The 24,465-nt window shown below is 74.3% G+C and carries 21 protein-coding genes and 1 tRNA gene; 16 read left to right on the forward strand and 6 right to left on the reverse strand.

Annotated elements, in window-relative coordinates; translation table 11 throughout:
• A partial coding sequence (locus ABD879_RS19055; protein ID WP_345022822.1) for a sensor histidine kinase occupies positions 1–2,191 on the reverse strand: 2,191 nt, incomplete at its 3' end.
• A 145-nt stretch (positions 2,192–2,336) separates the two neighbouring features.
• Between ABD879_RS19055 and ABD879_RS19060 the strand changes: the two genes are divergently transcribed.
• On the forward strand, positions 2,337–3,644 hold the full coding sequence (locus ABD879_RS19060; protein ID WP_345022823.1) for an ABC transporter substrate-binding protein: 1,308 nt from the start codon (positions 2,337–2,339) through the stop codon (positions 3,642–3,644).
• 77 nt (positions 3,645–3,721) lie between these two features.
• On the forward strand, positions 3,722–4,771 hold the full coding sequence (locus tag ABD879_RS19065) for an LLM class flavin-dependent oxidoreductase (protein ID WP_345022824.1): 1,050 nt from the start codon (positions 3,722–3,724) through the stop codon (positions 4,769–4,771).
• Positions 4,772–4,839: 68 nt separating this feature from the next.
• Here the strand turns inward: ABD879_RS19065 and ABD879_RS19070 are convergent, their stop codons facing one another.
• A complete protein-coding gene (locus ABD879_RS19070) occupies positions 4,840–5,682 on the reverse strand; it encodes a PaaX family transcriptional regulator (RefSeq protein ID WP_345022825.1) in 843 nt (280 codons plus the stop codon).
• A 127-nt stretch (positions 5,683–5,809) separates the two neighbouring features.
• Here ABD879_RS19070 and ABD879_RS19075 point away from each other — a divergent pair, with 127 nt between their 5' ends.
• From ABD879_RS19075 to ABD879_RS19110, 8 genes are all read left to right on the forward strand, one after another.
• Entirely contained in the window at positions 5,810–6,250 is a 441-nt protein-coding gene (locus ABD879_RS19075; protein ID WP_345022826.1) for a hypothetical protein, read from the forward strand.
• Between the two features lie 3 nt (positions 6,251–6,253).
• Positions 6,254–6,490: a hypothetical protein gene (locus ABD879_RS19080; RefSeq protein ID WP_345022828.1), complete on the forward strand. Its 237-nt coding sequence runs from the start codon at positions 6,254–6,256 to the stop codon at positions 6,488–6,490.
• A 23-nt stretch (positions 6,491–6,513) separates the two neighbouring features.
• Complete coding sequence (locus tag ABD879_RS19085; protein WP_345022829.1) at positions 6,514–8,148, forward strand: benzoate-CoA ligase family protein; 1,635 nt, start codon at positions 6,514–6,516, stop codon at positions 8,146–8,148.
• A gap of 32 nt (positions 8,149–8,180) precedes the next feature.
• Positions 8,181–9,047 carry an amidohydrolase family protein gene (locus tag ABD879_RS19090; protein WP_345022830.1) on the forward strand — a complete coding sequence of 289 codons (867 nt, stop codon included), beginning with the start codon at positions 8,181–8,183 and terminating at the stop codon, positions 9,045–9,047.
• A 119-nt stretch (positions 9,048–9,166) separates the two neighbouring features.
• On the forward strand, positions 9,167–10,183 hold the full coding sequence (locus ABD879_RS19095; protein ID WP_345022831.1) for an SPFH domain-containing protein: 1,017 nt from the start codon (positions 9,167–9,169) through the stop codon (positions 10,181–10,183).
• Between the two features lie 22 nt (positions 10,184–10,205).
• The gene (locus tag ABD879_RS19100; RefSeq protein ID WP_345022832.1) at positions 10,206–10,514 is read left to right on the forward strand and encodes a hypothetical protein; all 309 of its coding nucleotides are present in this window, start codon (positions 10,206–10,208) and stop codon (positions 10,512–10,514) included.
• Positions 10,515–10,613: 99 nt separating this feature from the next.
• Positions 10,614–10,685, forward strand: a tRNA-OTHER gene (locus ABD879_RS19105).
• Between the two features lies 1 nt (position 10,686).
• Positions 10,687–12,951, forward strand: coding sequence for a transcriptional regulator (locus ABD879_RS19110; RefSeq protein ID WP_345022833.1), 2,265 nt, complete (start codon positions 10,687–10,689; stop codon positions 12,949–12,951).
• Positions 12,952–13,010: 59 nt separating this feature from the next.
• Here ABD879_RS19110 and ABD879_RS19115 read toward each other — a convergent pair whose 3' ends face one another.
• Entirely contained in the window at positions 13,011–13,754 is a 744-nt protein-coding gene (locus tag ABD879_RS19115; RefSeq protein WP_345022834.1) for a cutinase family protein, read from the reverse strand.
• A gap of 209 nt (positions 13,755–13,963) precedes the next feature.
• On the opposite strand from ABD879_RS19115, the gene ABD879_RS19120 reads away from it, so the two are divergent.
• The gene (locus ABD879_RS19120; RefSeq protein WP_345022835.1) at positions 13,964–15,298 is read left to right on the forward strand and encodes an alpha/beta hydrolase; all 1,335 of its coding nucleotides are present in this window, start codon (positions 13,964–13,966) and stop codon (positions 15,296–15,298) included.
• A gap of 284 nt (positions 15,299–15,582) precedes the next feature.
• A complete protein-coding gene (locus ABD879_RS19125) occupies positions 15,583–16,248 on the forward strand; it encodes a cutinase family protein (protein ID WP_345022836.1) in 666 nt (221 codons plus the stop codon).
• On the opposite strand, the gene ABD879_RS19130 is transcribed toward ABD879_RS19125, so the two are convergent.
• The gene (locus tag ABD879_RS19130; protein WP_345022837.1) at positions 16,197–17,459 is read right to left on the reverse strand and encodes a PucR family transcriptional regulator; all 1,263 of its coding nucleotides are present in this window, start codon (positions 17,457–17,459) and stop codon (positions 16,197–16,199) included. The two genes, ABD879_RS19125 and ABD879_RS19130, sit on opposite strands and share 52 nt — an antisense overlap.
• Before the next feature lie 22 nt (positions 17,460–17,481).
• Complete coding sequence (locus ABD879_RS19135) at positions 17,482–18,507, reverse strand: alpha/beta hydrolase (RefSeq protein ID WP_345022838.1); 1,026 nt, start codon at positions 18,505–18,507, stop codon at positions 17,482–17,484.
• Between the two features lie 277 nt (positions 18,508–18,784).
• Here ABD879_RS19135 and ABD879_RS19140 point away from each other — a divergent pair, with 277 nt between their 5' ends.
• Positions 18,785–20,044 (forward strand): PucR family transcriptional regulator, encoded by a 1,260-nt coding sequence (locus tag ABD879_RS19140; protein WP_345022839.1) that lies wholly within the window; start codon positions 18,785–18,787, stop codon positions 20,042–20,044.
• A gap of 140 nt (positions 20,045–20,184) precedes the next feature.
• On the forward strand, positions 20,185–22,104 hold the full coding sequence (locus ABD879_RS19145; protein ID WP_345022840.1) for a class I SAM-dependent methyltransferase: 1,920 nt from the start codon (positions 20,185–20,187) through the stop codon (positions 22,102–22,104).
• A gap of 14 nt (positions 22,105–22,118) precedes the next feature.
• On the opposite strand, the gene ABD879_RS19150 is transcribed toward ABD879_RS19145, so the two are convergent.
• Complete coding sequence (locus tag ABD879_RS19150; RefSeq protein WP_345022841.1) at positions 22,119–22,445, reverse strand: sulfurtransferase TusA family protein; 327 nt, start codon at positions 22,443–22,445, stop codon at positions 22,119–22,121.
• 164 nt (positions 22,446–22,609) lie between these two features.
• On the opposite strand from ABD879_RS19150, the gene ABD879_RS19155 reads away from it, so the two are divergent.
• Together ABD879_RS19155 and nrfD are read left to right on the forward strand one after the other, a co-directional pair.
• On the forward strand, positions 22,610–23,458 hold the full coding sequence (locus ABD879_RS19155) for a 4Fe-4S dicluster domain-containing protein (RefSeq protein ID WP_345022842.1): 849 nt from the start codon (positions 22,610–22,612) through the stop codon (positions 23,456–23,458).
• Positions 23,455–24,453, forward strand: a complete 999-nt coding sequence (gene nrfD, locus ABD879_RS19160; RefSeq protein ID WP_345022843.1) for an NrfD/PsrC family molybdoenzyme membrane anchor subunit — start codon at positions 23,455–23,457, stop codon at positions 24,451–24,453. The genes ABD879_RS19155 and nrfD overlap by 4 nt, the downstream gene beginning before the upstream one ends.
• Positions 24,454–24,465: the final 12 nt, after the last annotated feature.

Consider the following 24,465-nt stretch of genomic DNA (forward strand, 5'->3'; position numbering starts at 1 on the left):
GCGGCCGGCCCGCCCCGGGGACGTCCCGCGGCGGCTGCGCGCTGTCGGACGTGGGCAGCACCGGCGGCCGGTCCACCAGCTGCTCGCCGCCGAAGGCGCCCGCGCCTCCGACGGCGCCGACGGCGCCGCCCGCCGTGAGCGCCGGACGCTCCCGGTGGCCTTGCACGACGCCCGCGGTGACCAGCGCGTCCTCGGCGCGGCGGGTCAGCGCGAACGGCGCGTCGCCCGCGGAGGCGCCCTGGCCCTCGTGCACCACGATCTCCTCCGGCAGCAGCACGATCGCGGTCATGCCGCCGAACGGCGAGGTGCGCAGCGTCACCTTGATGCCGTGCCGCTGGGCCAGCCGCCCGACCACGAACAGGCCGAGCTGGGTGCTGTTGGACAGGTCGAACTCCGGCGGGTTGGCCAGCCGCTCGTTGGCCTCGGCCAGCTCCGGCGGCTTCATGCTCAGCCCGCGGTCCTCGATCTCGATCGAGAACCCGTGCGCCACCGCCTGCCCGGTCACGCTGACCGTGGTGTGCGGCGGGGAGAAGATCGTGGCGTTCTCGATCAGCTCGGCCAGCAGGTGGATGAGGTCGGCGACGGCCGCGCCGGCGACCGACGCGCGCGGCATCGGCGACACCTGGACCCGGGTGTAGTCCTCCACCTCCGACGCGGCGGCGCGGGCCACGTCGATCACCGCGACCGGGTTGCGCCAGCCGCGGCCGGGCGCCTGCCCGGACAGGATGATCAGACCCTCGGCGTGCCGACGCATGCGGGTGGCCAGGTGGTCGATCCGGAACAGGTCCTCCAGGTCGTCGGGGTCGGAGATGCGCCGCTCCATGGCGTCCAGCAGCTTCAGCTGCCGGTGCAGCAGGCTCTGGCTGCGCCGGGCCAGGTTGACGAACACCTGGCTGATGCCCTGGCGCAGGCTCGCCTCCTCGACGGCGCCCTGGATCGCGGTGCGCCGCGCGGCGTTGAACGCCTGGCCCACCTGGTCGATCTCGGGGGTGCCGAACGACAGCGGCGGCGCCTCGGCGGCCACGTCCACCTTCTCACCGCGCCGCAGCCGCGCGATCACGCCGGGCAGCTTGGCGTCGGCCAGGTCCTGCGCCTCGCGCCGCAGCCCGGCCAGGTCGCGCAGCACCGAACGCGCCACCCACACCGCCAGCAGCACCGAGGCGACCACCGCGACCAGACCCAGCGCACCGGCCAGCGCGACCCGCCGCAGGATCGCGTCGGCGATCGGCTCGGCGCGCTGCTCGGCCTCGGCGGTCATGGTCAGCTCCAGGCCGCGCAGCCGGGTCAGGTTGGAGTTGGTGGTGATCTTCCACAGGGTCGCCGCGTCGGCGGCGCGCAGGCCGCGGGTCGAGTCGACGTAGCGGTCCTCGAGCGCCCGCAGACGGGCGTATTCGGGCGTCGCGGTGATGCGCTGGTAGTAGGTGCGCTCGGCGGGCCGCAGCTCCTGGGCGGCCATCTCGTACATGGTGCGCTGGGCGCCGACCAGCTTGATGAAGTCGGAGTGCTCGGACCGGGTCATCCGGCCCGCCGCCAGCGCGCCCGCCAGCAGCGCGTCCTCCTGCGCCATCACCTCGTGGGCGCGCGCGAGCGCGACCTGGTTGCGGGCGTCCAGCGCGACCTCGGGGTTGTCCAGCGTGGACAGCGAGCCGCGCAGCGTGCCGAGGCGCTCCAGGATCTGGGTGTACTCGGAGAACGCGCGGCCGCGGTCCAGGCGCAGGTTGTCGATGGCGCCGCGGCGGGCGGGCAGGCCGTCCAGGCCGCTGATGATCTCACGGGCCAGGCGGCGCGCCGTCGCGGGCGCGGCCTCCTGGGCGTCGGGGTCGCCGGCCAGCCGGCGGAACACCTCCGCCTGCCGGTCGGTGATGAGCCGCACACCTTCCATAGCGGCCCGGTCGGAAGTCGTCCTGCTGCCCAGGAACACCAGGGAGGCGCGGCGCTCGGCCTGGAGCGCGCTGGCCAGGGCGCCCGACGGGTACTCGAAGTGGTCCTGGACGCTCTCGATCTTGCGGAGGTTCAGGCCCTCGCCCAGGGTGACGTTGGCGGCGAATGTCCACAGCGCACCCAGCGACACCAGCGAGACCAGCACCAGCAGGACGACCTTGAAGCGGACCGTCCGGAAACGTCCGGTACCTGCTCTGCGCCGCCGGTGGCCGGTGGACGACGGTTCCGCTCGACGGTCGGATTCACGCACGACGAAGCTCTCGGTTAGGTAACGGCCACTGATCGCAGCAGAGGGTACTACCGCAAGGTGTGATTTGGGGCCAGAAGTGGCATGAACTATGAATCCGCCGGAATCACCTCGTGAGGTGGCCCCGGACCCCTAGAATCACCCGATCGTGATCTATGTGAGCCAGCCTCCGGGTCCCCAGGGAAGGCGTCCGGCGTCCCCCGCGCCCGCACTCCAGCCCCGTGACCAGGCCGAACGTCCGACCGCCGCGCGGCCGAGGCAGGGGGCGCGGCCGCGTCGGCCGCTACGGCGGCTGGCGGCCGCGGCGGCCGCCGCCGTGCTGACCGCCGCCACCGCCGGCGCGTGCAGCGGCTCGTCCGACGGCGAACGCAGCAGCGGACCGCCCCAGGTGCAGATGCAGCAGGCGATCGGCGCCACCGAGGGCAGGCTCAACCTGGTGGTGTGGGCCGGGTACGCCGAGGACGGCTCCAGCGACCCGCGCGTCGACTGGGTCACGCCGTTCACCAAGGCCACCGGCTGCAAGGTCAACGCCAAGGTGGCCGACACCTCCGACGCGATGGTCGCGCTGATGAAGACCGGCCAGTACGACGGGGTGTCGGCGTCCGGCGACGCGAGCCTGCGCCTGGTGTACGGCGGCGACGTCGCGCCGGTCAACACGGGCCTGCTCACCAACTGGGACGACATCGCCCCCTACCTGAAGAACCAGCCGTACAACTCGGTGAACGGGCAGATGTACGGCGTGCCGCACGGCTACGGCGCCAACGTGCTGATGTACCGCACCGACAAGTTCTCCCAGCCGCCCACGTCGTGGGGGGTGGTGTGGGAGGACAACTCCCCGGCGGGCACCAACCTCACCGCCTACGACTCGCCGATCTACATCGCCGACGCCGCGCTGTACCTCAAGGCCAAGCGGCCCGACCTGAAGATCACCGACCCCTACGAGCTGGACGACAAGCAGTTCAACGCCGCGGTGGAGCTGCTGCGCAAGCAGCGCACCAAGGTCAGCAGCTACTGGCACAACTACCTGGACCTGGTCCAGTCGTACCGGGTCGGCGACACCCACGCGGGCACCGCCTGGCAGGTGATCGCCAACCTGGCCCGCGACCAGAAGGTGCCGGTCGCCACCACCATCCCCGCCGAGGGCTCCACCGGCTGGTCGGACACCTGGATGATCTCCTCCAAGGCGCAGCATCCGAACTGCATGTACCGGTGGATGAACTGGATCACCACGGCCAAGGTGCAGGCCCAGGTCGCCCAGTGGTTCGGGCAGGCCCCGGCCAACCCCAAGGCGTGCCGGTACACCGCCAAGGGCTTCTGCAGCGACTACCGCGTCGGCGACGCCGAGTTCTACCGCAAGATCGCGTTCTGGAAGACTCCGGTCGCCGACTGCGGCGGCGGGCGCAAGTGCGTGGACTACGACCGCTGGGCGCAGGCGTGGACCGAGATCAAGGGCTAGGAACCGCCTGGCGAACCCCCCCCGAACCCCGCTCACACTCCTTTCCCCGAGAAGACATCGAAGGAGATGCTTCGCCCGTGAAGTTCAGCTACGCCATGCTCCCCGACTACCCGCTGAGCGACTCCCTGGCTTCCATCAAGCTGGCGGACGAGCTGGGCTTCTACGCCTGCTACGCCGCGGACGAGCCCTGGCACAAGGACCTGTGGCTGCTGTTCGCGGCCGCCGCCGCCCAGACCTCGCAGATCCGCCTCGGCCCGTCGGTGTCCGCGGTCACCCTGCGCGAGCCCACCCTCATCGCCCAGGCCGCCGCCACCCTGGACGAGCTGACCGGCGGCCGCGCCGAGGTCGTGCTGGGCAGCGGCAACTTCGGCGTGCTGGCCCAGTACAAGATCGACTGGAAGGTCACCAAGCCGCTCACCCGGGTCAAGGAGGCCGTGCAGGTCGTCCGCACCCTGCTGGACGAGGGCACGATCACCCGCGACGGTGAGTTCTACTCCTACGACGGCCTGTTCACCTTCGCCCGCCCCGTCCAGGAGCGGGTGCCGGTGAAGATCGGCGCGATGCGCGGGCCCAAGTCGTTCGAGGCGGCCGGCGAGGTGTCCGACGGCGTGCACCACGCCCTGTCCTACTCGCGCGAGGCCTACGAGTACGCGGTCAAGCACTTCCGGATCGGCGCCGAGCGCGCCGGCAAGGACCCCTCCGCCCTGGACATCGGCGCCTGGGTGGTGTTCTCCGTGGGCCGCGACTCCGAGGCCGCCAAGCAGGCCGCGCGCAGCATGGTCGGCCTGTACGCCTCGTCCATGCCCGCCGAGCAGCTGGAGCGCAACGGGGTCAGCCCCGCCGACGTGGCCCCGATCATCGAGGCGATCGCCGCCGGCGACCTGGCCAAGGGCATCGAGCTGACCACCCCGGAGATCACCGAGAAGCTGTCCATCGCGGGCACCCCGGAGGAGGTGCGCGAGAAGATCGAGCGGGACATCGCCCCGACCGGCGTCAACCACATGATCTGCGCCATCACCGACTCGGCGCTGGTCAAGACGTTCACCGGCCGCGAGGTGGAGAACGTCGCCGACGTGAACACCCAGCTGCGGCTGATCGCCGAGGAGGTCATGCCCGCGTTCAAGTGACGCGCTGACGGACCGACGGGCCGGGCACCCTCCGCGGGGCGCCCGGCTCTGCCTTTTCCGGGGGCGGGTCAGGGACGGGCGGTCAGGGCCTGCCAGTGGGCGCGGGCGGGCCCCTGCCAGGCGGTGTGAAGCTCGTCGAACAGGTCGCGGGCGCGGCGTCCGATCCAGCCGGGGGGAAGCAGCTCGTCGGGGAGCTGGGGGTCCAGGAAGGGGAAGCGGCGCCATTCGTGGACGAGCCGGACCTGGGCGAGCAGCGTCTCGTCGCCCGGCCCGGGGCGCAGCCCGGAGAACTCCTCCAGGAACGCGGCGTAGCGGGAGTCGACCTCGGCCAGGTCCCAGGCGCGGGCGACCAGCTCGGCCTCGGAGCCGATGCCCGCGAACGGGCCGGTGAACGAGAACGCCGACGCCTCCAGGCCGAGGTCGCCGACGATCTGCTTGACCTCGCCCTCCCGCTCGGGATGCGGGCTGACCCACAGGCCCGCGGTGGGGTTGCCGAAGCCCGCCCAGGCGAGCCGGGTGTGCAGCTGGTGGCGCAGCCGCCGGCGCGTCTCGGGCACCGACACCATGACGATCAGCCAGCGGCCGTCCCAGGCGCGGCGGCCGGCGCCGAAGGAGTAGATGCGCTGCGCGCCCTCGGTGAGCAGGCGGCGGCCGGGCGGGGTGAGGTCCCAGCGGACGCGGCGCCCGTCGCGCGCGGAGACGATCCAGCCGTCGGCGGCGGTGCGGTTGACGGCCTGCCGCGCCGACTTCTCCTCCACGCCCAGGCCCGCCAGGACGTGCAGTAGCGTCGAGGTCCACACCGGCTCGCCCGACGGCAGGACGAACTCGCCGAGCACGGTGAGCAGCAGCGAGCGCGCGCTGGTCCCGCCGACGTTGTGCCGGCGGGACAGCACCGGCTCCGTCGTGGCCATCCAGCCTCCCTCGGTCGGGTGTGGCCCCAAGTATCCCAGCGCCCAACGTGCTACAGCGTATTGACGTAGATGAAAGCTAGCGTCAAAGATTGGCGTGGCGGAGGACACATCCGAAGGAGGCGCCGACATGCCCGTCACCCCGGCGATCGTCCTCGGCGACGCCGACTTCGGCGCCCGCCCCATGGGCAACGGCCTGACGCGCCTGCGGTCGCGTGCCCACGGCACCCCGGGGAGGGCCGAGAGCATGCGCGGCGAGGCGGGCGTGCGCGTCGACGCCGGAAAAGCGGCCGTCCTGGGGCTTGTGACCTTCGCCTTCGAGGACATCGACTGGGAGGACGAGGTCCGCATCGCCCTGGAGGAACGCGCGTCGCTCAGCCCCGACGCGCTGACCGGAACGGAGGCCGACGGCCGGTTCGCCGGCCCCGAGACCCTGGAGACCGAGATCTTCGGCCGGCCGTCGGCCTGGCGGAACCGGATCTTCCAGCGCCCCGGCGCCGCCGGGCCCGACGGCGCGCCGCACAGCTACGGAACCGGCCGCAAGGCCGTCCTCGACCGGAAGCGGGTGTGACCCATGAGCACGAGCGTCGACTACACCGAGCGGATCCCCGACACCGTGGACCTGTCCACCGGCGGGCTCAAGGGGCGCCGGCGGGAGGAGCGCCGCACGGACGAGCGCCTGCTGACCGGGGACACCGCCTCCATCGCCCGGGTCCGCGACGGCCGCGTCGTGCAGGTCGAGGTCGTCGCGCCGCCCCGCTCCGGCGCCAACGGGCAGCCGTTCGACCACGAGTACGTCCACCTCTCCTGACCGCGCGGATGCTGGAGCCGACCATGTCCGAGTCCCTGCCCCCAACCGGCCCCGCCTCCTTCAACGCCTGCCGCTACCTGGTGGACCGGCAGGTCGAGCTCGGCCACGGCGACCGGACCGCCGTCACCGGACCGGGCGGCACCCTCACCTACGCCGAGCTCGCCGCCCTCGTCCGGCGGGCCGCCGCCGGGCTGCGCGCCGCCGGAGTGCGCCCCGAGGAGCGGATCGTGCTGTTCGCCGCCGACGGCCCCGAACTGCTCGCCGCACTGCTGGCGGGCATGCGCATCGGCGCCGTGCCCGTGCCGGTGTCCACCATGTACAACGGGGACGAGCTCGGGGCGCTGCTGCGCGACTCGCGCGCCCGCACGCTGCTGGTGTCGCCGCAGTTCGCCGGCGCCGCCGCCGACGCGCTGCCCACGGCGCCCGAGGTGACATCCGTGGTGCTGACCGGCGGTGCGAAACCGGACGTCCCGCCCGGTGTGCGCCCCATCGGCTGGGACGAACTGCTCGCCGGCGGCGAAGGCCATGACACCGACCCCTATGACACCTGGGACGAGTCCCCGGCGTTCTGGCTGTACACCTCGGGCACCACCGGCACGCCCAAGGCGGCCATGCACCGGCACGCCAGTGTGCGGCACGTCGCCGAAACCTACGCCGCCCACGTGCTGGGCATCACCCCCGAGGACCGCTGCTTCTCCGTCGCCAAGCTGTTCTTCGCCTACGGGCTGGGCAACGCGGGCTTCTTCCCCCTGTCGGCGGGCGCCGCGACCATCCTCGACCCGGCCCGCCCCACCCCGGACTCCGTGGCCGAACGGCTCCGCGAGGACAGGCCGACGCTGTTCTTCGCCGTCCCCACCTTCTACGCGGCGCTGCTCGCCGCCGACCTGCCGCCCGAGACGTTCGACTCGGTGCGGCTGGCGGTGTCGGCGGGGGAGGCGCTCCCGGCCGACCTGTACCGGCGGTTCACCGAGCGGTTCGGCGTGGAGCTCCTCGACGGCATCGGATCGACCGAGGCGCTGCACATCTTCCTGTCCAACCGGCCCGGCCGGGTGCGGCCCGGCACGTCCGGCACGCCCGTCCCCGGCTACCGGGTGCGGGTCGTCGACGAGCACGGCGCCGACGTGCCGCCCGGCACGCCCGGCGACCTGCTGGTGCGCGGTCCCTCCCTCACCACCGGCTACTGGTGCCGCACCGGCGTCACCCGCCGCGCCTTCGACGGCGAGTGGCTGCGCACCGGCGACAAGTACAGGGTGGACGACGACGGCTACTACACCTGCCTCGGCCGCTCCAACGACATGATCAAGGCGGGCGGCATCTGGGTGTCGCCCGCCGAGGTCGAGCAGGTGCTCGCCGAGCACCCGTCGGTCGCCGAGGTCGTGGTGGTCGCGGTGCCCGACGACAACGGCCTGGACAAGCCCGTGGCGTGCGTCGTCCCGGCCCCCGGCGCCGCGGTGGACCCGGACGCGCTGATCGCCCTGTGCCGGGAGCGTCTGGCGGCGTTCAAACGCCCCCGCCACGTGCTGCAGGTCGACGCCATCCCCAAGACCGCCACCGGCAAGCTGCGCCGCTACGCCGTCCGCGAGCTCGCCCGCGAACGCCTCGGGGCCGGCTCCGCCGACGCGGCGCCCGCCGCCGGCGAGGGCATCGCCGCCCCTTAACCTACGGAACGCGCCACCCGCAAGGAGGACGGATGCTGGACGGCCGACTGCTCGTCGACGCGCATGTGCACGCCGCGCGCCTGCCCACGCTGAGCCCGGCGTGGCGGCGCTGGGCCGAGGAGTTCGGCCGCGCCACCCCCTGGCCGGACCTCTACGACGCCGACGGAACCCCCGTCCCGGAGCGGTTCGACGCGCACTTCGCGGCCGAGGGCGTGGACGCGGCGCTGCTGTTCACCGAGTACAGCCCCAAGACCACCGGCATCCAGCCGATCGAGGACGTGCTGCCGCTGGTCAAGCACAACCCGCGCCGCTTCCGCGCCGTCGCCAACGTCAACCCGCACCTGCACTACCCGATCGACGCGGAGCTGTCCCGGCAGCTGGACCTCGGCGCGATCGCCCTGAAACTGCATCCGGTGCACGGCGGGTTCAGCCCGTCCGACAACGCCCTCTACCCGGCGTACCACCTGTGCCGCGAGGCGGGCGTCCCCGTCATCGTGCACTGCGGCACGAGCACCTTCCCCGGCTCGTCCAACAAGTACGCCGACCCGATCCTGCTGGACGACGTGCTGCGCGACTTCCCCGACCTGACCGTCGTCCTGGCCCACGGCGGCCGCGGCTGGTGGTACGACGCGGCCGCGTTCCTGGCGCTGTCCCGCGACAACGTCTGGATCGAGCTGGCCGGCCTGCCGCCGCGCCGGATCCCCGAGTACTACGCCCGCCACGACCTGTCCCGCCTGGCGCGCAAGTTCGTTTTCGGCACCGACTGGCCCGGCATGCCCGGCGTCGCCCGCAACGCCCGCGCCATCGCCGCCCTCGGCCTGGACGAGGAGACCGTCTCGCTCATCCACGGCCGCAACGCCGTGCGCGTCTACCCGGCCCTGCGCGACCTGCTGCCCTGAGCGCCCCCGCCGCTCGCCGCCGCACGGACGGACCGATCCGTCCCGGTGAAACCGAACGACCGCGCTCTGCGTCCAATCGGAGCTGATCGTCGGCATCGGCCGGGACGGACGGAGGGATCATGGCGAAGTCGAGACTGGAGATCGCGGAGCGGGGCGGGGGCCGGATCTCGCGGGGCGGGGCGATCGTGCTGGCCATCGTGCTGGCCGTGGTCGGGCTGCCGCTGCTGAAGGGGCTGCTCGGCAGCTTCGAGCGCACCGGCGGCGGCGAGGTCGCCGTCGTCCGCAACGGCGGGTTCTTCGACGACAACAAGATCCGCCAGGTCGTGGACCCGGCCTCCAGCCGGACCTGGACCGGCTGGTGGTCCAAGGTCCACCGGTACCCGGCGCAGCAGCGCTTCTACACCATCACCGCCAAGGCCGGCGACAGCGACCAGCGCAACGTCGACGTCGTCACCGTGCCCAGCAGCGACGGCGTCAACATGGGCATCGAGGGCGTGCTGTACTTCACCCTCAACCTCGACCACGACGCGCTGCGCCGGTTCGACGACAAGTTCGGCACCCGCAAGTTCCGCGGCCCCGACGGCAAGAGCTACTTCGCCTGGGAGGGCGACGAGGGCTGGTCGGCGTTCCTGCACCAGGTCGTCCGGCCGGTCATCGACAACGACCTGCGCACGCAGATCAACAGCTTCCGGTGCGCCGAGCTGGTCTCGTCCTGCGCGCTGGTGCAGAACACCGGCACCTCCGCCAAGCGGCCGAACGCCGGGCTGCCGCAGGCGCAGAGCAACAACGCCAACATCGCCAAGGTGCAGAACGCGATCAACACCAGCCTGGCCACCGACCTGGAGAGCACCCTCGGCGGCAAGTTCCTCACCAACCTGCACTTCAACCTGGTCCGGGTGACGCTGCCCGCCCGCGTGCAGGAGGCGGTGGACCGCGCCCAGGCCGCGTTCGCGCAGGTCAGCGAGGCGCAGGCCAAGGTGGCCTCCGCGCAGGCCGAGGCGCAGGCCAACAAGGCCCGGCAGGACGGGTACAACAAGTGCCCGACCTGCGCGCGGATCGAGGAGCTGAAGGCGCTGCCGCAGGGCATCACGGTGTACGCGCCGGGCAACCCCAACGGCTCCCTGTACGGCCGCTGATCGGCGTCACCGGGAGGCGGCCGTGCGGATTCTGCTGATCCTTGGCGCGCTGGCGCTGCTGGCGGCCATCGCGCTGCTGCTCTGGTACGGCGTGACGGGCGGGCGGCCCAAGGCGGCGGCGCCGCGCTGGGAGACCCACACCGAGACCGGCGGCGGCGTCACCGTCGTCGTGGTGCGCAAGGTGTCCCGCTCCGGGGACCGGGTCACCGAACTGGGACGCCAGGTCGTCGCCGAGATCCCCGACGCAGACCCGGACTGGGAGAGCCGGTACCACGAGGCCATGGCGACCGCGCGGTCCCGGGTGGCCGCGCTGGAGAGCGAGGCGGGCTGACCGTCCGGCCCCGGGCGTCGCGCGAAAGCGGCGACCGAAGCCGGACGGGATAATCCGTTGCCGGTCATCCGCCGCGGCTCTAACGTGCGGTGGCAACGGCGGCGCGTAGCTCAGTCAGTAGAGCGCCGGGCTCGGACCCGGAGGGCGCAGGGGCGGAACCTGCCGCGCCGGCATGAACGGAATCGGACCGGGGTACCCGCAGCGTCAGCTGGCGAAGGCGTTCGCCACCGCGCTGACGCACGAGGACGAGGACACCAGGCGGCGCGCCGAGGAGCGCATGCGCCGCTGGGACCGCGTGCTGCACGGCATGCACGACGGCACCCTCGACATCGGCTCGCGCACCCCGGTCAAGGGCCTGCCCGCGTGGGTGACGCCGGAGGTCGTCCGCGGCGGCTTCGCCACCGGCGCGGCGGAGGCGGGCGGCCCCCTCACCCCGCACGAGCGCGACATCGCCCGCCGGGCCGGGCTGCCGGCCGACCGGCGCGCCGTCTTCTACCACCACCTGACCGACGCGGGCCTGGCCGAGCTGAACGAGCTGCTGGACAGCGGCCGCTACGACGTGACCGTGCCCGAGGAGGCGGCGCTGCTCGCCGTCGCGTGGCTGGTGCGCGCCGGCGACACGGCCGCGGCGCTGAAGCTGGTGGAGGCGATCGAACCGTTCGCCGACCGGCTGCGCTTCCTGCCGGTGCCGACCGACGCGCCCCCGCCCGACGGGACGATGGTGCGCCGCCAGAACGTCGGCGCCGTCCGCGACCGGCTCGCCGCGCGCGGGCCGAACCCGCGCATCGCCGCGATGAACGAGGCGCTCGCCGTCTGGAACCCGTTCGCCGACCGGCTGCTGGCGCACTGGCTGGAGACCGTCCGGGACGGGAAGGTCGCCGCCGCCGAGCCCGACGGCTGGCGGCGCCGCGGCGCCGAGCTGCTGGAGCGGTACCGGCGGCTGGCCGCCGAGCACACCCTGTGCGGCCGGCACCGCAAGCCGCGGGAGAACCTGGCGGTCCTGCGGATGGCGCTGGAGGAGCAGGTCGAGGGCGACGGCCTGAACCCGCGCCTGCGCGGACGCCTCCAGCACGCCGTCGACTCGATGGTGCGCAAGCGCGGCGCCCCCGGCTCGCCGGCGCACACCGAGCTGCGCGCGCGCCAGGCCGCCGAAGCCGCCCGCCCCACCTACCACGCCCTGGCGCGGCTGCTGGTCGAGCGGCTGGCGGAGCTGCCGGACGACGCGGGACTGCCGTCGACCGACTGGGTCGTCGCGCCGGTCGCCGACGAGGAGGAGCGGCGCACCGGCATCCCCGCGGGCACGCCGATCCCGCCCGCGCTGCGGCGCGCGGTGGACCGCGCGCTCACCGCCCCCGTGGACACCCTGGTGGAACGCGGCGTGATCCCGTCGGCGGAGGTGCTGGGGGAGCTGGTGCCCCAGCTCGTGGCGTCCGCGACCGCCGACGCGTACGCCGACGAGGCGCTGCGCACGCTCATGGCGGCGGTCCACCGGGCGTTCTCCAGGCGCCGTTCGCTGCTGCTGCTCGACCTGCGGCACCAGGTGCGCATGGACGAACTGCCGTGGGTCGCGGCCGTGGCGGGGCACCGCCGCCAGTACGAGGCGACCCACGCCCGCACCGTCCTGGTCCGGCTGGGCGAGCTGGCGCTGTGCGGCTTCCCCGCGACGATCCTGCCGAACCGGCTGGTCCGGCAGCTCGGCGCGCTGGCGACGCGCGCGGGCGTGGACGTGCCGCTGGTGGAGGAGCTGGCCGCCGACATCTTCATGGGCACGTTCTCCGGCAAGTTCCTGCGCGCCGCCAAGCTGGCGGCCGGCGTGCTGGAGGGCACCCTCTACGAGCGGTACTACGGCATCGACTACGCGCGGGTGCGCGCCATCGACGACGTCGCGCGGCGCGGCCGGTTCGCGGCGGCCACGTCGGAGGGGTTCGCCGCGCTGTGCCGGGAGCGCGCCGGCGACCCGAAGGGCCGGGTGGCCGCCCGAGGCATGGTCATCGAGCAGGCGCAGATCCTCACCACCCACAATCTGGCCGCGCTGGTGCACCCGATCGGCGTGGACCCGGCGCCCGGCTGGCCCGAGCTCGCCCGCCGCGCGTTCACCGGCGTGTGCCGCCGGGTGAGGAAGGTGCACCGGAACCCCTACCCGCTCACCGCCATCAAGGACGCCGCCTACGCCTGGCGGCAGGCGCTGTTCTTCCTGTCGCTGTGCTCGCTGGAGGACCAGATCTCGGTCGCCGCGTGGATGCGGGACGAGGCGAGGCGGCAGCCGGAGCACGTCGCCGGCCGGCTGGCGCCGGTGCTGGCGGGGCTGCGGCACGTCCTGGTCGGCGGAAGCCTGGACGACGGGTCGGCGCCGCCGAACGCCCGCCGCCTGCTCGGCTGGCAGGCCGGACACCACTGGATGCGCGACGACCCGGTGCCCGCCACGGCCGTGCGCTGAGCCGGCGGCGTGCGTCCGCCGGGCGTCGCCCGGCGCGGCCGCCGCCATCGGCGGCCGGATCAGGCTCGGCGTCCGCCCTCCAGTTTGGCGACGGCGAAGTCCACGCCCTGGGACGGCATGCCGTTGACGAAGTACGCCAGGTGCGCGATGAAGTTGCCGGTGCCCTGGCAGACGAAGTCGTCCTTGACGCAGTAGTCCTGGATGCGGGAGGCGTACGCGCTGAGCGCGCCCGCCGGCCGCGGCGGCGGGTCGCCGGACTCCTTGCCGGGCTCGAAGGTGCCGACGTTGTACGGCTCGCCCGCCTTGAAGCGGATGTCGCCGAACAGCACGATCGCGGCGATCCGGCTGCTCGCGGCCGTGCTGACGGTGCCCTTGTCCCTGCCCCAGATCCGGGCGGAGGGGGCGGCCAGCGCGTCGCCGACGACCCCGGCGCCCTGCGAGTAGCCGAGCAGCACGTACCTCTGGTCCGGGCACCGCTGGGCCTCGGCGTTCAGCGTGCTGATCAGGTTGCCGACACCGACGGGTGCGCTGGTGTCGAAGGCGACCTCGGCCGGATAGGTCAGCTCGGTGTACTCGGCCTGCCCCGGGTAGCGCTGCAGGATCAGGTCGCCCATCGGCTTCTGCAGCCAGCTCCCGTCCTGCGGCTCCCAGGTGCCGCGGGCGGAGATGACGCCGACCGCCTTGCAGTCGTCCGCGGCGGCCGGCGGGGCGGCGGCGACCGCGGTGGCGCCGCCCGCCGCCAGAACGGCGGCCGCGACGCCTCTCAGGATTCGCCGGACTCGGCCCGGAGTGGAGTCCCGCATCGCACGGATTCCTTCCTGTCGGGTGGGACGGACGATCCGAGTCTGCGAACCGCCCGGTCGGCGGGATACGCAGCGGGCTGAGTGAATCGCGGGCGCGATTCGTGCGGTTCGGTGATAGGCGCGGCGGGGCCGGGGTCCGTACGGTGCGGGCGCAGGAAGGTCCGATCGACTCGCTGTTCCGCCCCCTCTGACCGATCGGAGGAACCCCCATGAAACGCGTCCGAGTGCTTCTGGGGCTGGTGGCCGCGCTGGTGCTGGCGGCCGGGGTCGTCCCGGCCGCCGACGCCGCCGCCCGCGCGCCCGCACCGAAGGCCGCGCCGCTGCCGATGGTCTTCGTGCACGGGTTCTTCGGCTCCGGCGCCCAGTTCCAGACCCAGGCCAAGCGGTTCGCCGCCAACGGCTACCCGGCCGGCCACATCGAGTTCCAGGACTACGACTCGACGTTTCTGAACAACTCCTTCGAGGACGTGTACGCGGCGCTCGACCGGCGCATCGCGCGGCTGAAGGCGGCCACCGGCGCGTCCAAGGTGGAGCTGCTCGGCCATTCGCTGGGCACCGTGATCTCGCAGGGGTACCTGAGCAGCTCGGCGGCGCGGGCGGCCGATGTCGCGCACTACGTCAACATCGACGGCGCCACCGCCTCCGCCCCGCCCGGCGGCGTGCCCACCCTGGCGATCTGGGGCGAGGGCAACGGGAGCCGGTCGATCACCGGCGCGACCAACGTCTACCAGCTCGACGAGTCCCACGTGCAGACGGCGTCGTCCGCCGCCACCTTCCGCGCCGTCTACCGGTTCTTCAACGGCGCGGACCCGCAGACCACCGACGTCGTCCCGCAGGACGGGACGATCCGGCTCGCCGGGCGGGCCGTGCTGTTCCCCTACAACCTCGGCCCCGAGAACGCCCGGCTGCGGGTGTACGCCCTCGACGCGGCCACCGGGCGCCGCACCGGGCCGCCGGTCGCCGCCTACGACCTGTCCGGGGACGGCTCGTTCGGCCCGTTCGACGCCAGCGGCTCGACCCGCTACGAGTTCGAGCTGACCAAGACCGACGGCAGCGACCAGGTGCACCACCAGTACTTCGCGCCGTTCCGCCGCACGGACCTGGGCATCCGGCTGCTGTCGTCCGACCCGGGCAGCGCCGTGGACTGGCTGATCGAACGCAACCGGCGGCATGTGGCGCTGCTCGCCTACCGCAACAAGGAGTGGTGGGGCGACCAGGGCGCCGGCGGCGACACCCTGACCATCAACGGCACCGGCGTGCTGAACGCCACCACGGCGCCGCGGAGCAAGCGCGCCATCGGGCTGTTCGCCTACGACTGGCACTCCGACGGCGTCACCGACACCGACGCCGCGGTCGGGCTGTTCCCGGTCCTGCCGTTCATGAGCGGCGTGGACCTGTTCATGCCCGCCTCCACGCAGGGCGCCGGCAGCGTCACGTTGGAGACCAGGCAGCGCGGCGGGGACGGGCGGACGGACCGGATCGCCGTGCCGGACTGGCCGTCCGACAGCCACACCGTGACCGTCTGCTTCGACGACTTCAGCTGACCGCACTTCGCGGGAACGGCCGCCACTGCGAACGGCGTGGCGGCCGTTTCCCTTTTCGCCTGCCGGTGTGCGACGCGGAGCCGGCGCGCCTGCCGGTATTCGCGACCGGGGGATTGCGTGAAAGGCGAGGCCGCGGCCTGTATTCGACTCATCCGGGTGAGCGGGTGGACCCCGCAGATTTGCGGGTGACGCCATTTCCGGAGAGCGCGCGGCGGCCGATCATCGCTGCACGAGTCGCGGCCGAAAAGGCGGCCGCGGAATTCCCACCCGAAAGGCGTTTTGCGATGCGTCTGCTCCCACGTCCCGCCATCCGCCGGCTCGCCGCCAGGATCACCGCGGTGGCCTCGCTGGCCGCCGGCGCCGTCGTCGCCCTGCAGCCCGCCCCGCCCGCCTCGGCCGCCTGCGCCGACGTCGACGTGGTCGTCGCGCGCGGCACCGGCGAGCCGGGCACCCTCGGCCTGATCGTCGGCGACCCCGTGTACGCGGCGCTGCAGCGCAGGATCCTGTTCCGCTCGCTGAAGTCGTACGCGGTGGACTATCCGGCCAGCGTCCTCCCCGGCTCGGCGTCCCAGGGCAACACCGACCTGGTCGACCACGTCACGGCCGAGGCGCGGTCCTGCCCGAACCAGAAGTTCATCCTCGTCGGGTACTCGCAGGGCGCCAACGTCGTGGACAACTCCATCGGCATCAGCAGCGACGGCGCCCTGGTCGGCGGGCCCATCACCAAGACCATCCCCGCCTCGGTCGAACCGCGGGTCGCCGCCGTGCTGCTGTTCGGCAACCCGATCCGGGCCATCGGCCGCCGCGTCACCGGCACCTACGAGAGCCGCACGCTGGACATCTGCGCCGACGGCGACCCGATCTGCGGCGGCGGGCTCAACATCCTGGCCCACCTCAGCTACGGCAACAACGCCGACCAGGCCGCCCAGTTCGCGGCGGGCAAGCTCTGACCCTCCGGCGCGCCGCCCGGGCCGCCGGACGCCTCCGCGGCCCGGGCCAGCCGCACCGCCTCAAGGGCCAGGACGACCTCGGCCGCCTCCCGCGGGTGCCCCAGCCTGCGCCCGGTCAGCCGCTCGACCCGCCGGATCCGCGCCAGCACGGTGTTGCGGTGGCAGAACAGCCGCCGCGCCGCCCGCGCCGTGGACCCGCCGCAGGCCAGCCACACCGCCACGGTCTCCAGCAGCGTCTCGCGTTCGCCCCGCTCCAGCGCCAGCAGCGGCCCGAGCACGACCTGCCGCACCTGCCCGGCCAGCTCCGGCTGCGCCGCCACCAGCGCCGCCGGCAGCCGCTGGTCCAGCCGCACGACCGGCGGCCGATCGCCCGCCCGCGCCTCGGCCTCGGCGCACCGCAGCGCCAGCTCGGCGGAACGCCGCGCCGCGCCGAGCGCCGCCGGCCCGTCCACCGGCAGGCCGATCCCCGCCGGGCCGCGCACCAGCGGACCCAGCCGTGCCGCCACCTCGCCCAGGTCCTCCGTCGTGAGCGGCAGCACCCCGAGCCCGACCTCGTCCCGCACCCGCCAGACGGCGCCGGTCGCGGGGACCGCCGTCGAGGGGACCGCGACGACGACGTAGCGGCCGGATTCCGGCAGGCCGAGCCTGGCCGCGGCGCGGGCGACGCGGCGCGGGTCGGGCGTGCGGCCGTCCAGGAGGGCGTCCAGGGTGCGGTGGGCCTGTTCCAGGTCGGTGTCGCGCAGGCCGCGTTGGGCGCGGTGGTAGGAGTCGGTGACCGACGTGGACAGCTGGTCGATCATCGCCAGGGTGCGGTGCGCCCCCGCCACCAGCAGCGCGACGTCCTCGGGGTGGCGTTCGGCGATGACGTCCGCGATGCCCTCCCACAGCAGCGCCCCCGCCAGCCGGTAGGCGCGCAGCGCGGTCTCCAGGGGGATGCGCCGCTCGGCGTAGCGGCGGCCGACGCGGCGGGCCAGCCGGAGGTCGGAGCGGTCCCGTCCGACGCTGGCGACGGCCTGCAGGGCGGCGCCCAGACCGGCCTGCGCGGCCGCCCGGAATCCGGGGGCGTCGAACAGCCGCCGCTCCTCGGGGTCGGCTCCCTCCCGCAGCCGCGCGACGAGCCGGTCGGCGAGCTCGGGGAGCCGCCCGGCGAGCTCGCTCACCGCCTCCTGGATGACGGTGTGCGCGTGCGCGCCGGCCGGTGCGACCACCACTGACGTCTCCGTGGAGGCGGGGTCAGCCGGCCGTGACGCCGAGGGCGTCCATCATCAGCGGCCAGTACCGGTGCATCTCCGGCTGCCAGGTCGCCCAGTCGTGCCAGCCGTCGGCGTAGATGTGCGCGGTGACCGGGATGCCGAGGGTGCGCAGCCGCCCGACGAGATCCACGGTGGTCACCCCGGCGACCACCTCCTGGGGCTGGACCAGGAACCGCTGCCCGGGGGCGGGGTCGTCGTACTCGCCGGGCAGCCCGGTCGTGCCGGAGGAGACGTACAGACCGGTGCCGCGCAGGTTGGCCGCCAGCTCATACGGGTCGTGCGCCCGCCAGTTGGCGTCGTCGATCCCCGGGATGCCCCACACCCGCAGCGGGTCGTCGGTGTCGGTGAAGAACGCCTGGGTGAACAGGACCGTCGTCGGGACGCCGGGCCTGGTCATGTGCTGGACGCCGCTGGAGGCCGCCGCGTACCGGAACATGCCCGGATGCCGCGCCGCGTACGTCGTCGCGCCCGTCGCCCCCGAGGAGATGCCCATCGCGGCGCGCGCCGTACCGGCCCGGTAGTTGCGCTCCATCAGCTGGAGGACCTCCTGGGTGTGGAAGGTCTCCCACTTGGGCGTGCCGCCCCTGCCGTAGTTCCACCAGTCGGTGAACGCCCCGTCGGCGCATTCGGGCATGACGACCATCACGTCGTAGCGGGCCGACACCTCCTCGATGTCGGTGCTGCGCGTCCACGACACGTAGGAGTCGCGGCCGCCGTGGTAGGCGTAGACGACCGGCCAGGTGCGCGCGGCGTCCCGCGACCATCCGTGCGGGACGAGCACCCGCACCTTCACCGACCGGCCGAGCGCGGGCGACGACACCGTCAGGTCGTAGGTGCGTTCGTCCAGCTGCTCCTCGCCGGTGACGGCGGCGCCGTCGTCCGCGGGAACGGACGCCCCGGCGGGGGCGGACGCGGGCGTCGCCGCCGAGGCGGGCGGGACGGGCACGGCCGTGCCGAGCGTCACGGCGCACACCGCGGTGAGCAGGAAACGGGCAGTGCTGCGCATGCTGGGTCTCCGTGAGCCGGGGGTGGCGCTGCGAGCCTAGGACGGATCGGCGCGCCCGCCATCGGCCCCCGCCAACAAGATCGGAGCGGTTTTTGTCAGCCGGCCGAGTTGCGTCCGTCGCCGGCGGCTCACCCGGCGACGGACCCGCCGGTGCCGCCGCCCAGTGCCGCTGTGCGCGCGCAACGGCCTGCCCCGCCCGGCCTTGACCGGGCGGCCTCGCGCACCACACTGGCCACGTCGAGAACCCGACGGGGGTGAACCGCTAGGAGCGACGCCTGTGGCCACCGAGCAGCACGCACCCGTCCGACGGCGCCACCGCCCGCAGCGGCGGCGTCCCGGCCGGCACCAGCGGCCGAGGCAGGGGGACGCGGGGCTCGGGGAGCTTCTGCGCCCGCACCTGGACTCGGCGATCGACGAGATCGCCCGGGAGATCCGCGCGCAGGTCCCCGAGTACGCCCAGCCGCCCGACAGCGACCACGGCCGGCGGATGCGCGCCACCATCGCGATGAGCATCGAGCACTTCGTCGGCCTCGTCGCCGGCGACGTGTCCGACCGGGACGCGCTGACCGCGGCCTACGCGCGGCTGGGCGCCCGGCAGGCGCGGCGCGGCGGCGGCCTGCACGGCCTGCAGACCGCGATCCGGCTGAGCAGCCAGGTCGCCTGCCGCCGGCTCATCGACCAGGCGTACCGGCTCGGCTGGCCGCGCGAGACGCTGGCCCTGCTGACCGACTCGCTGTTCGTGATGCTGGGCGAGGTCGCCGACGCGGCCGCCGACGGGTACGCCGCCGCCCGGCAGGACATGGCGACCGAGCGGGAGCGGCTGCGGGGGCGGCTGCGCGACCTGCTCGTCAACGACCCTCCGACCAGCCTGGAGGCGCTGGCCGACCTGGCGCGCGCCGCCGGCTGGGACGCCCCGCGGACCATCGGCGTGGTGGCGCTGCGCACGCCGGTCGGCGGCGCCCCGCGCGTCGTCCCGCCGACGGTCCTGGCCGCCTGGGACGACCCCGCGCCGTACCTGGTGGTGCCCGACCCGGACGGCCCCGGCCAGGAGCGCATGCTGGCCGCGCTGCTCGACCGCCACCCGGGCGTGCTCGGCCCGACCGTCCCGCTGAACGAGGGGGCGGTGTCGCTGCGCTGGGCCCGGCGCGGTGTCGCGCTGATGGAGCGCGGTCTGCTGCCCGCCACGGGCGTCGTGCGGTGCGTGGAGCACCTGGCCGCACTGGCGGCGTCGTCGTGCGAGGAGCTGGTCGGCCCGGCCGCCGCCCGCCATCTGGGGCCGCTGCTGCACCTGCCGCCAAGGCGTCGCCGCACGATGGCCGAGACGCTGCTGGCCTACCTGGACAGCGGCGACAACGCGGTGGCGGCCGGGCGGGCGCTGCACGTCCACCCGCAGACCGTGCGCTACCGCATCCGCGTCGTGCAGGAGCTGTACGGCGGCGACCCGTGGGGCGCGGGCTCCCGCCTCGACCTGATGATCGCGCTGCACGCCTTCCTGCGGTACGCAGACCAGGCGCCGTCCGGCCACTCACCCGGCTGACGAACCGGGCCGCCGACTTTGGCAGCGGCCGTATTACGGCCCGGTGGCCGCGGGCGGATGATCGGCACAGCCGAGCTGGTCTCGCAACGGGGCGGACGCTCCCCGCGGTTCCGCTCCCAGCCCCCGCGAAAGGGACCGACATGCGACTGCGATCGATCATGCTGCTGACCGCGGCCGGGTTCACGGCGGACGCGCTGTGGCGACGGGCGAGGGCCGCGAAGCTGACACCGCTGACACCGCCGCCGTACGCTCCGCACGGTGACGAGGCCGACACCGACGCCGAAGCCGGTGCCGAAGCCGGTGCCGAGGGCGGCGCTTCCGGCGGTCACCGCTTCGTCACCGCCGAGGGGGTGCACCTGGACGACGCCATCCGCCGGGCGGCCGCCGCCCACGCCCGCCGCCACGGGCTGCGGGTGCTCGACCTGGTGCCGTCCGGCCTGGACAGCCTGCGCGCGCTGGAGCTGGTGCGGCGCGTCGACCCCGCCGCGTACCGGTGGTCGCGGCTGGCGGTCGGCGGGGGCGGCGCGCACGCCGTGCTCGTCGACGCCGACGTGGCCGAGCGGGCCGGGATCTCCCGCTTCGACGGGCTGAGCCCCGCCGAGATGGACGAGCTGATCACCCGCCTGAAGTGCTACGCCCCCACCGCGACCGACCTGTGCGTGGCCCCCGGCATCGCGCCGGTCGGCTGCCCGCCCGCCGACCGCCGCCGGATCCTGCGCCGCCGCTGGCCCAGCGACCTTCCCGTCTACCTCACCGGCAACATCCTCGGGCTCGGCGTGCTCGGCGCGGCGCTGGCACGCTGCCTGACCGGACGCGGCGGTGCGCCGGGGCGGGACGCGGCGGCCGCGCTCGCGGTGCTCGCCGCGGCGTGCGCCCAGCCGTACCTGGCGACCGCCGGGACCCCGCTGCGGCCTTGCGACCGGCTCCGGTTCGCGCTGACGCGTCCGGTCGCCGCGCCGCTGCGGTGGCTGCGCGTCGCCGCCCAGCGCGAGGACCCCGACCCGCGGCTGCCCGCCCTGCGCGCCGAATACGCCGCCGACCTGGCGCAGGGCGTCGACCGGTTCTTCGAGGAGCGCCGCGCCGACTGCCCCTGGTGCGGCGGCCGCGACCTGCGCCGCCTGCTGGCCTGCGGCGACCGCCAGCACCACCGGCCGGGCCGGTTCGTCCTGGAGCGGTGCGGGACGTGCGGGCACGTCTTCCAGAACCCCCGGCTCAACGCGGCCGGCCTGGACTTCTACTACCGCGACTTCTACGACGGCTCCGGCGGCCCGGAGGTCGAACGCGGCTTCCGCCTGGCCGCCCCGCACTACCGGGACCGCGCCAAGATGCTGCGCGGCCACGCCGAACCCCGCGCGTGGCTGGACGTCGGCGCCGGGCACGGCCACTTCTGCAACGCCGCCCGCGACATCTGGCCGCACACCCGCTTCGACGGGCTCGACATGGGCGTGTCCATCCAGGAGGCCGAGCGCCGCGGCTGGGTCGACCGCGCCTACCAGGGCCTGTTCCCCGACCTGGCCGACAAGCTCGCCGGCGAGTACGACGTGGTGAGCATGCACCACTACCTGGAGCACACCGTCGACCCGCGCGCGGAGCTGGACGCGGCCGCCCGGGTGCTGCCGCCCGGCGGGCACCTGCTGATCGAGGTGCCCGACCCCGAGTGGCCCCTGGGCCGCCTGGCGCGCGGCTGGTGGCACGCCTGGTTCCAGCCGCAGCACCTGCACTTCGTCACGGCGGGCAACCTCGTCCGGGTGCTGGAGGAGCGCGGCTTCCGGGTGGTCGCCGTCGAACGCGGCCCGGCGCACCAGCCGGTCGAGCTGCTGATGATCGTGATGCTGCTGGCGCACCGGATCGTCCCGGACCCCGGCAAGCCGTGGCGCGACCCGCGCGTCCGGCGGCTGCGCGGCGCGGCGCGCACCGCGGTGTTCGTGGCGGCGGGCCCGCTGATGTTCGCCGCCGCCGCGGCCGACCAGCTGCTGCTGCCCGTCATCCGGCGCGGGAACCGGTCGAACGCCTACCGGGTGCTCGCCCGGCGCGTGGCCGACGGCGCCCGGCCCGAGTGAGCCCCGCGCGTGTGTCAGTCGGTGGCGGCCGGACGCCAGGGGGACTTGGGGTCGGTGGGGCGCGGGGAGGCGCTGACCCGCAGCACGTAGCAGGGGGTGCCGGGCCGGTCGGGGAGCGGGCCGAGGTAGGTGTGGCCGGTCAGGTGGCACCAGGCGGCCAGGTCCACGGGCGCGGCCGGGTCGGACGCCAGCAGGTGCACGATCGTGCCCGCCGGGAGCTCGGCCAGCTGTCCGCGCAGCTTCAGCAGCAGCCGGGTGCACGACTGGTCGCCGCCGTCGATCACCACGGGCTCGGCCGCGGGGGACTCGAAGGTGCCGGGCTCGGGGGTGGACGCGCTCATGGCGCCTTCCGCGCGGGGGCGGCGCCGGTGTCCTCGGGCATCGGGAGCCCTCCCTCATGGCGTTGGACCGTTCTGCCCCGACTGTAGCCGCGCCACCGCCCCTGAACATGTCGTTTGCACCACATCTGGCGTTTGGGGCACGGCTCGCCGGGGACCCCGACGCCATGACCGGGACCGGCGAGCGCCCCCGCGTGGGGTTCTTCACCGACACGTCGGTGTGCATCGGGTGCAAGGCGTGCGAGGTCGCGTGCAAAGAGTGGAACGCCGTCCCCGAAGACGGGCTGCTGCTGACCGGGATGTCGTACGACAACACCCAGGGACTCGGGGCCGACACGTGGCGGCACGTGGCGTTCATCGAGCAGCGCAAGCCGGTGGACGTGTTCGAGACTGCGGGGCAGGCCGACGCGGGGTCGGAGCTGGGGGACGGCGCGGGGCCGGAGCTGCGCTGGCTCATGGCGTCGGACGTGTGCAAGCACTGCACGCACGCGGCGTGCCTGGACGTGTGCCCCACCGGATCGCTGTTCCGCACCGAGTTCGGCACGGTCGTCGTCCAGGAGGACATCTGCAACGGCTGCGGCTACTGCATCCCCGCCTGCCCGTACGGGGTCATCGACCAGCGCAAGGGGGACGGGCGCGCCTGGAAGTGCACGATGTGCTACGACCGCCTGGGCGCCGGCATGGAACCGGCCTGCGCCAAGGCGTGCCCCACCGACTCCATCCAGTTCGGCCCACTGGACGAGCTGCGGGAACGCGCCGCGTCCAGGGTGCGGACCCTGCACGACGCCGGACGGCCCGAGGCCCGCCTGTACGGGCACGACCCCGGCGACGGCGTCGGCGGCGCCGGAGCGTTCTTCCTGCTCCTGGACGAGCCCGAGGTGTACGGGCTGCCGCCCGACCCGGTGGTGACCACCCGGGACCTGCCGTCGATGTGGCGGCACGCCGCAGCGGCGGCGGTGGCGATGGCGGCGGGGGTGGCCGCCTGCTTCCTGCGGACGGGCCGGAGGCCGCGATGACGCGAGCGGAACACGGGAAACACACGGAACACAGGGCACGCACGGGCCGCGGCCGCGGCAGGAGGCGACGCGGCGAACAGGTTATGGTGCCGGAGGCCCGCTTCACCTCCTACTACGGCCTGCCGGTGCTGAACAAGCCTGTGTGGAAGCCGCTCGACATCGCCGGATACCTGTTCCTCGGCGGCCTGGCCGGGGGCTCGTCGCTGCTGGCCGCGGGCGCCCACGCCACGGGGCGGCGCGAACTCGCCCGCACCGCCAAGGCGGGGGCGCTCGGCGCCGTCTCCCTGTCGCTGGCCGCGCTCGTCCACGACCTGGGGCGGCCCGCGCGCTTCCTCAACATGCTGCGCGTGGCCAAGCCGACCTCCCCGATGAGCATGGGGTCGTGGCTGCTGCTCGGCTACGGCCCGCTGGCCGGGGCGGCCGCCGCGGCGGAGGTGACGGGACGGTTCCGGCGCCTGGGCGCGCTGGCCACGGCGGGCGCGGCCGTCCTCGGCCCCGCCGTCGCCACCTACACGGCGGTGCTCGTCTGCGACACCGCCGTGCCGTCCTGGCACGAGGGGTACCGGCAGATGCCGTTCCTGTTCGCCGGGTCCGGCGCCGCCGCCGCGGCGGGCCTCGGCCTGGTCTTCGCCCCCGCCGAACCCGCACGCCGCGCCGCCGTCCTCGGCGCCGCCGCCGAACTCGGCGTGACACGGCTGATGAAGCGGCGCATGGGGCCGGCGGCCGAACCCCTGGAACAGGGGAAGGCGGGGCGGCTCATGCGCGCTTCCGAGGCGCTGACGGCGGCGGGCGCGGGGCTGGCCGCGCTGCCGGGGACCGTCCGGTCCCGGGCGCTGTCGGCGACGGCGGGCGCCGCGCTGATCGCCGGATCGGCGGCGCTGCGGTTCGGCGTCTTCCACGCGGGCGTCGCGTCCGCCCAGGACCCCAGGTACACGGTCGTCCCGCAACGGGAACGCCTGGAGAACCGGGAGTTTCCGGCCGCCCGGCGCGGGTAGCAGCCACCAGAC

Origin of the sequence: Actinomadura keratinilytica (assembly GCF_039539665.1) — a bacterium.
Taxonomy (GTDB): domain Bacteria; phylum Actinomycetota; class Actinomycetes; order Streptosporangiales; family Streptosporangiaceae; genus Spirillospora; species Spirillospora keratinilytica.